The following is a 6,820-nucleotide window of genomic DNA, read 5'->3' as shown; positions in this document are numbered from 1 at the left end:
CCTTGCGCCTTGGCGAGAGTCCATTTGCCATCTGTCAGCCAGAGTCGCGTAGGGTGTGCACGTAGTCTGTGCCCACCCTGCAAAGCCTGACGAGCCCCGGGCAGGGCCGGGGATCACCTTGGAATTCTTTGGGGGGATTAGCGGAGGCCGGAGATCGTATCGGGTTTGTGGCCAGGGACGGTCAGGCCCGACGGTATCAGCCGCCGCTGTCCAGCTCGTCCAGCACGTTCAGGGCGCGTTTTTCCACGCTCTCCATCTCGTGCAGCACCGCCTCGATGTCCTGACGCTGCTGTTCCAGCATCTCACGCCGCGCCTTGATCTTGTCGAGCAGGAAACGCAACTGTCCGGTCTCGCCGGGCGAGGTGTCGTAGAGATCGAACATCTCCTTCACTTCGGACAGGGCGAAACCGAGCCGCTTGCCGCGCAGCACCAGCTTGAGACGCACCCGGTCGCGTTCGCGATAGACCCGCCGACGCCCCTTTCGGCTGGGGGAGATCAGACCTTGGTCCTCATAGAAGCGAATGGCACGCGGGGTGATATCGAACTCTTTGGCCAGTTCGGAGATGGTGTAGTTGGTGCCCTTCATGGTCTCGACATCGTCCGCCGGATCGTGGTGTAGTTTTTCCATTAGCATATTCTATCCCGATTAACAGTGCTTTTTATAGACCAGCCCAGCCCACCGCCAGTCGCCGGGCACTGCTTAATTTCCGGGCAATATCGCCCGCATTTTGCCTTTCCGGTGCCATACTCAACGGTGAGTTGCTAGGAGTCTATTGGACTTTGCGCTGATCTATTGCGGAAAAGCCGGGCAGACCCTGGACGGCAAAATCTGTTGTTTACTGTTATAACCTACGTTTACGTAAACGTCACTATACTTTCTATTCCCAGGCTGGTCGAGCCGCCCGATTTGCGACTCCCGTCAACCGACAGCATAACATTGACGTTTACGTTAACGTAATGTAGGTTTAGTCTGATATGAGGCTGCAGGGGTGTCCATAAGCCTGGGCATTCTATCATCAGTTAAACACTTTCTCTATTACTTACAGCAAGTTACAGATTCTATTTGGAGACATCATGTCGAACGTCCCGCAGGCAGACAACGTGGTCGGCATTGCTCAGCAACAGCACAAAATCCGCTTTGTAACGGCGGCCAGCCTGTTTGATGGCCATGACGCCTCCATCAACATCATGCGCCGCATCCTCCAGGCCCAGGGGGCCGAGGTGATCCATCTGGGCCACAACCGCTCAGTGGCGGAGATCGTCAACGCCGCCCTGCAGGAAGACGTCCAGGGGATCGCCATCAGCTCCTACCAGGGCGGTCACGTGGAGTACCTGAAGTACATGGTGGACATGCTGAAGGAGCGCGGCGGCGAGGAGATCCGGGTATTCGCCGGCGGCGGCGGCGTCATTGTCCCCGAGGAGATCAAGGCGCTGCACGACTACGGGGTAACGCGCATCTTCTCCCCGGAAGACGGCCAGAAGATGGGCCTGCAGGGGATGATCCAGTTCGCCATGGAACAGAGCAATTTCGATCCCGGCCGGTTCGCCCCCGACAACCTGGACCCACTCCTGGAGGGTGACTGGCGGGCCCTGGCCCAGATTATCACCCGCCTGGAGAACAGCGACGGCGCCACCACCCTGGCGGGACAGATCGGCGAGGCCCTGCAGGACGTCCACAAACAGATCCCGGTACTGGGCATCACCGGCACCGGCGGATCGGGCAAATCCTCCCTCACCGACGAGCTGATCCGCCGCTTCCGCCTGGGCCAGCAGGACCGGCTCAACATCGCCATCATCGCGGTCGATCCGACCCGCCGCAAGACCGGCGGCGCCCTGCTCGGCGACCGCATCCGCATGAACGCCATCGAGCACCCGAACATCTTCTTCCGCTCGGTGGCCACCCGCGACGCCAGCGGCGAGGTGCCGGACTACGTCGCCGACATCGTCAAGGCGTGCAAACTGGCCGATTTCGACTTCATCATCGTGGAGACCCCGGGCATCGGCCAGGGCGACGCCGGCATCGTACCGCTGGTGGACGCCTCGCTCTATGTGATGACCCCGGAGTTCGGCGCCCAGAGTCAGCTGGAAAAGATCGACATGCTGGACTATGCCGATTTCGTCGCCATCAACAAGTTCGACCGCAAGGGCGCGGAGGACGCCCTGCGCGACGTGCGCAAGCAGGTGCAGCGCAACCAGGAGGCGTTTGGCACGCCGCCCGACGAGATGCCGGTCTACGGCACCATCGCCGCCCGCTTCAATGACGAGGGGGTGACCGCACTCTACCACGGGCTGCGCGACCGGCTGGCGGAGCTGGGCCTGGAGGTGAGCGAGGACACCCTGCCCCGCGGCAGCGAGAAATGCTCTACCGGCAAACAGGTGATCGTGCCGCCGCAGCGGGCCCGCTACCTGGCGGAAATCGCCGAGAACGTGCGTGACTACAAGCAGACCGTAGCCGAGCAGGCGCGCATCGCCCGGGAACGCCAGCAGCTGAGCGAGTCGAAACGCATGCTGGGTGAAGCCGGCAACACCCTGGAGGCACTGGATGAGCTGATCGCCGAACGCGACGCCGTGCTGGACCCGCGGGCGAAAAAGCTGCTGGAGATCTGGCCCCAGGTGAAGCAGAGCTATGCCGGGGACGAGTACGTGGTGAAGATCCGCGACAAGGAGATCCGCACCCAGATTACCCGCACTACCCTCTCGGGCACCAAGGTGCCCAAGGTGGTGCTGCCCAGCTACGAGGACCACGGCGAGCTGCTCAAGTGGCTGCTGCTGGAGAACGTGCCAGGCTCCTTCCCCTACACCGCCGGGGTGTTCGCGTTCAAGCGCGAGGGCGAGGACCCGACCCGCATGTTTGCCGGCGAAGGGGATGCCTTCCGTACCAACCGACGCTTTAAGAAGTTGTCGGAACATGCTGATGCAAAAAGACTTTCTACTGCATTTGACTCGGTCACCCTGTACGGCTGCGACCCGGATGAGCGGCCAGACATCTACGGCAAGGTCGGCAACTCCGGGGTCTCCATCGCCACCCTGGATGACATGCAGGTGCTGTATGACGGGTTCGACCTATGCAGCCCGAGCACCTCGGTGTCGATGACCATCAATGGACCGGCACCGATGATCCTGGCCCTGTTCCTGAATACCGCCATCGACCAGCAGATCGTGAAATTCGAGGCCGATAACGGGCGCCAGCCCACCGATGAGGAGATCGAGAAGATCCGCGCCTGGGCGCTGTCGAATGTGCGCGGCACGGTACAGGCGGATATCCTGAAGGAGGATCAGGGGCAGAACACCTGCATCTTCTCCACCGAGTTCGCGCTCAAGCTGATGGGCGATATCCAGGAGTATTTTGTCCACCACCAGGTGCGCAATTTCTACTCCGTCTCCATCTCCGGTTATCACATCGCCGAGGCCGGGGCCAACCCGATCTCCCAGCTCGCCTTCACCCTGGCCAACGGCTTCACCTACGTGGAGACCTACCTGGCACGGGGCCTGGACATCGACGAGTTCGCCCCCAACCTGTCGTTCTTCTTCAGCAACGGCATGGACCCGGAGTACACGGTGATGGGCCGGGTGGCACGGCGCATCTGGGCCACCGCCATGCGTTTCAAATACGGCGCCAACGAGCGCAGCCAGAAGTTGAAATACCATATCCAGACCTCGGGCCGCTCACTGCACGCCCAGGAGATGGATTTCAACGACATCCGCACCACCCTGCAGGCGCTGATCGCCATCTATGACAACTGCAACAGCCTGCACACCAACGCCTATGACGAGGCGATCACCACCCCCACCGAGGAGTCGGTGCGGCGCGCCCTGGCGATCCAGCTGATCATCAACAACGAGTGGGGCCTGAGCAAGAACGAGAACCCCAACCAGGGCGCCTTCATCATCGACGAGCTGACCGAGCTGGTGGAAGAGGCGGTGCTGAGCGAGTTCGAGCGCATCTCCGAGCGCGGCGGCGTGCTGGGGGCCATGGAGACCGGCTACCAGCGCGGCAAAATCCAGGACGAATCGCTGCATTACGAACACATGAAGCACGACGGTTCGCTGCCGATTATCGGCGTCAATACCTTCCTCAACCCGAAAGGTCATGAGGAGTTCACCATCGAACTGGCGCGCTCCACCGAGGAGGAGAAGCTGAGTCAGATCAAGCGGCTGCGGGAGTTCAACCAGCGCCATGAAGGTACGTCGGCCGCGGCGCTGGAGCGTATCCGAGTCGCCGCCATCAACAACGAGAATATCTTTGTCCAGCTGATGGATGCGGTGCGTTACTGTTCTCTGGGGCAGATATCCAACGCCCTGTATGAGGTGGGTGGCCAATATCGCCGCAACATGTAGATCGGGAAGGGGGCGATTACCTCCCATTTTGTAACTATTTACTTTAACAAACATAACTTAACATATTGTTTATATTTGCCTTATCAGGTGCAGTTAAAGTATTGGCGAGAAGACAATCACACCACTCATGGCGGAAAGACTATCTTTACGGCCGGGCGATGGGCTTTGCACTCCATCCAAATATCCTATGTAATATGTAATATATTTCACTTTTACCAGAGGTAGATATGCAAGTTAATTCAGTTGGCGTCATCGGAGCCGGCACCATGGGGAACGGCATCGCCCAGGTCTTTGCCGCATCCGGATTCAAGGTCATCCTGCACGACATCGCCGAGGCACCGCTGCAACGCGGTCTGGACAGCATCGAAAAGAGCCTCGACCGGATGCTGAAAAAAGAGAAGATCAGCGAGGCCGAAAAGAGCGCCACCCTAGCCAATATCCGCGGCATCACCAGTCTGGAAGGGCTCGCGGACGTGGACCTGGTGGTGGAGGCGGCCAGCGAAAACCTGGAGATCAAGAGCAAGATCTTCCAGGAGCTGGACCGCATCTGCAAACCCGAGGCGGTACTCGCCACCAACACCTCCTCCATCTCGCTGACCCGCATCGCCCGCGAGACCCGGCGTCCGGAGCAGGTGATCGGCATGCACTTTATGAATCCGGTCCCGGTGATGACGCTGGTCGAGGTGATTCGCGCCCTGCAAACCAGCGACGTGGTGTATGCACTTATCGACGAGCTGTCGAAGCAGATCGGCAAGGTGCCGGTGGAGGTCAACGACAGCCCGGGCTTCGTCTCCAACCGCATCCTGCTGCCGATGATCAACGAGGCGGTCTATACCCTGTACGAGGGCGTCGCCACGGTCGAGGCGATCGACGAGGTGATGAAGCTGGGCATGAACCACCCGATGGGCCCGCTGGCCCTGGCCGACCTGATCGGCCTGGACACCTGCCTCTCCATCATGGAGGTGCTACACGAGGGACTGGGCGATACCAAGTACCGCCCCTGCCCCCTGCTGCGCCGCATGGTCGACGCCGGCTACCTGGGACGCAAGAGCGGCAAGGGTTTCTACGATTATTGATCCGGTTTAATCGCTTCTGCGAGACCAGTTCAGAGAATGGGTGGAGGAGGAACGACGTAACCCATCAAACAGGCAGGCGCGCCGTCACCTGCAATGTGACTGGTAAAAAACGGTGGGTTACGCGGCGCCCGGGCGTTATCGGGGACTGGAAGCGAAGTGCCTGTGCGCCGCTAACCCACCCTACAAAGCCAATCGTTAGAGAGGATGGGTGGAGGAGGAACGACGTAATCCATCAAACAGACAGGCGCGCCGTCACCTGCAATCTGGCGGGTAAAAACCGGTGGGTTACGCGGCGCCCGGGCGTTATCGGGGACTGGAAGCGAAGTGCCTGTGCGCCGCTAACCCACCCTACAAAGCCAATCCCCAGGGATGCGGCAAGTAAATCCACCGATTGTCACAGAACGAGGTCATTATGGAATTTGAAAACATTCTCCTGGAGCAGGTTGAACCGGGTATCTACAAGCTGACCGTGAACCGCCCGCGCAGCTTCAACGCCCTGAACAGCGCCACCCTGGACGAGATATACGCCGCCGGTGAGCTACTGGCCAATACCCCGGACGCCCGGGTGCTGCTGGTCACCGGTGCCGGCGACAAGGCCTTTGTGGCCGGTGCCGACATCGCGGAGATGCAGGCGAAAACCGCCATCGAGGGGCAGGTCTTCTCACAGAAGGGGATGCGCACCTTCCGCCGCCTGGAGACCCTGGATATCCCGGTCATCGCCGTGGTCAACGGCTACTGCCTGGGCGGCGGCTGCGAACTGGCCATGAGCTGCGACTGGATTCTCGCCTCGGAACGGGCCCAGTTCGGCCAGCCGGAGGTGAACCTGGGCGTCACCCCCGGTTTCGGCGGCAGCCAGCGCCTGCCGCGGCTGATCGGCCGCGCCAAGGCGATGGAACTGCTGGTCACCGGGCGCCAGATCAAGGCCGACGAGGCATTGGCCTGGGGTCTGGTCAACCACGTCCACGCCGCCGATGAGCTGCTGGACAAGGCGCTGGAGATGGCACGCCTGATCAGCCAGAAGGGCCCCGTGGCGGTGCGCCTGGCCAAGCAGGCGGTGCAGCGCGGCCAGGATATCGACCTGGACAACGCCTGCCTGCTGGAGAGCGAGGTGTTCGGCCTCTGCTTCTCCACCGAGGATCAGAAGGAGGGCATGGGGGCCTTCCTGGAGAAGCGCGCGGCGGAGTTCAAGGGGCGCTGAGGCATTAACCGAAGGGGTCGGAGTCAAACCGGAGCAAGTACGATCGCCCTGCCCACCACTCCGTTTCAAATTGACTCCGACCCCAGCGCTCTGTGTTCCGCTCTCGTTCCCATGCTCTGCGTGGGAACGGCTATTCCCGTGTGTGGGAGTAGGCTGGGTTAGCCGGTTTGTTGGTGGTGGAGAAGGTTTTGTGATGCCCGGGTATGCA

4 protein-coding genes are annotated in these 6,820 nt (G+C 60.9%); 3 read left to right on the top strand and 1 reads right to left on the bottom strand.

The window, feature by feature from the left end:
• Nucleotides 1-196: 196 nt before the first annotated feature.
• Nucleotides 197-628: a MerR family transcriptional regulator gene (locus NPX02_RS20740; protein ID WP_305792962.1), complete on the bottom strand. Its 432-nt coding sequence runs from the start codon at nt 626-628 to the stop codon at nt 197-199.
• A gap of 446 nt (nt 629-1,074) precedes the next feature.
• On the opposite strand from NPX02_RS20740, the gene icmF reads away from it, so the two are divergent.
• The 3 genes from icmF to NPX02_RS20725 all read left to right on the top strand — a co-directional run bounded on the left by icmF (nt 1,075) and on the right by NPX02_RS20725 (nt 6,612).
• Nucleotides 1,075-4,338, top strand: coding sequence for a fused isobutyryl-CoA mutase/GTPase IcmF (gene icmF / locus NPX02_RS20735; protein WP_260295963.1), 3,264 nt, complete (start codon nt 1,075-1,077; stop codon nt 4,336-4,338).
• A gap of 227 nt (nt 4,339-4,565) precedes the next feature.
• On the top strand, nt 4,566-5,414 hold the full coding sequence (locus NPX02_RS20730) for a 3-hydroxybutyryl-CoA dehydrogenase (RefSeq protein WP_260295962.1): 849 nt from the start codon (nt 4,566-4,568) through the stop codon (nt 5,412-5,414).
• A 412-nt stretch (nt 5,415-5,826) separates the two neighbouring features.
• A complete protein-coding gene (locus tag NPX02_RS20725) occupies nt 5,827-6,612 on the top strand; it encodes an enoyl-CoA hydratase-related protein (RefSeq protein WP_260295961.1) in 786 nt (261 codons plus the stop codon).
• Nucleotides 6,613-6,820: the final 208 nt, after the last annotated feature.

The organism is Sedimenticola hydrogenitrophicus, from assembly GCF_025175675.1.
Classification (GTDB): Bacteria; Pseudomonadota; Gammaproteobacteria; order Chromatiales; family Chromatiaceae; genus Sedimenticola; species Sedimenticola hydrogenitrophicus.
The sequence above is the reverse complement of the archived record's forward strand: the minus strand, read 5'-3'. Positions and strand labels throughout refer to the sequence as shown.

Bases quoted from the DNA above. Each gene is read 5' to 3' on its own strand.
- NPX02_RS20740 (WP_305792962.1), bottom strand. From the start codon at position 628: ATGGAAAAACTACACCACGATCCGGCGGACGATGTCGAGACCATGAAG.
- icmF (WP_260295963.1), top strand. From the start codon at position 1,075: ATGTCGAACGTCCCGCAGGCAGACAACGTGGTCGGCATTGCTCAGCAA.
- NPX02_RS20730 (WP_260295962.1), top strand. From the start codon at position 4,566: ATGCAAGTTAATTCAGTTGGCGTCATCGGAGCCGGCACCATGGGGAAC.
- NPX02_RS20725 (WP_260295961.1), top strand. From the start codon at position 5,827: ATGGAATTTGAAAACATTCTCCTGGAGCAGGTTGAACCGGGTATCTAC.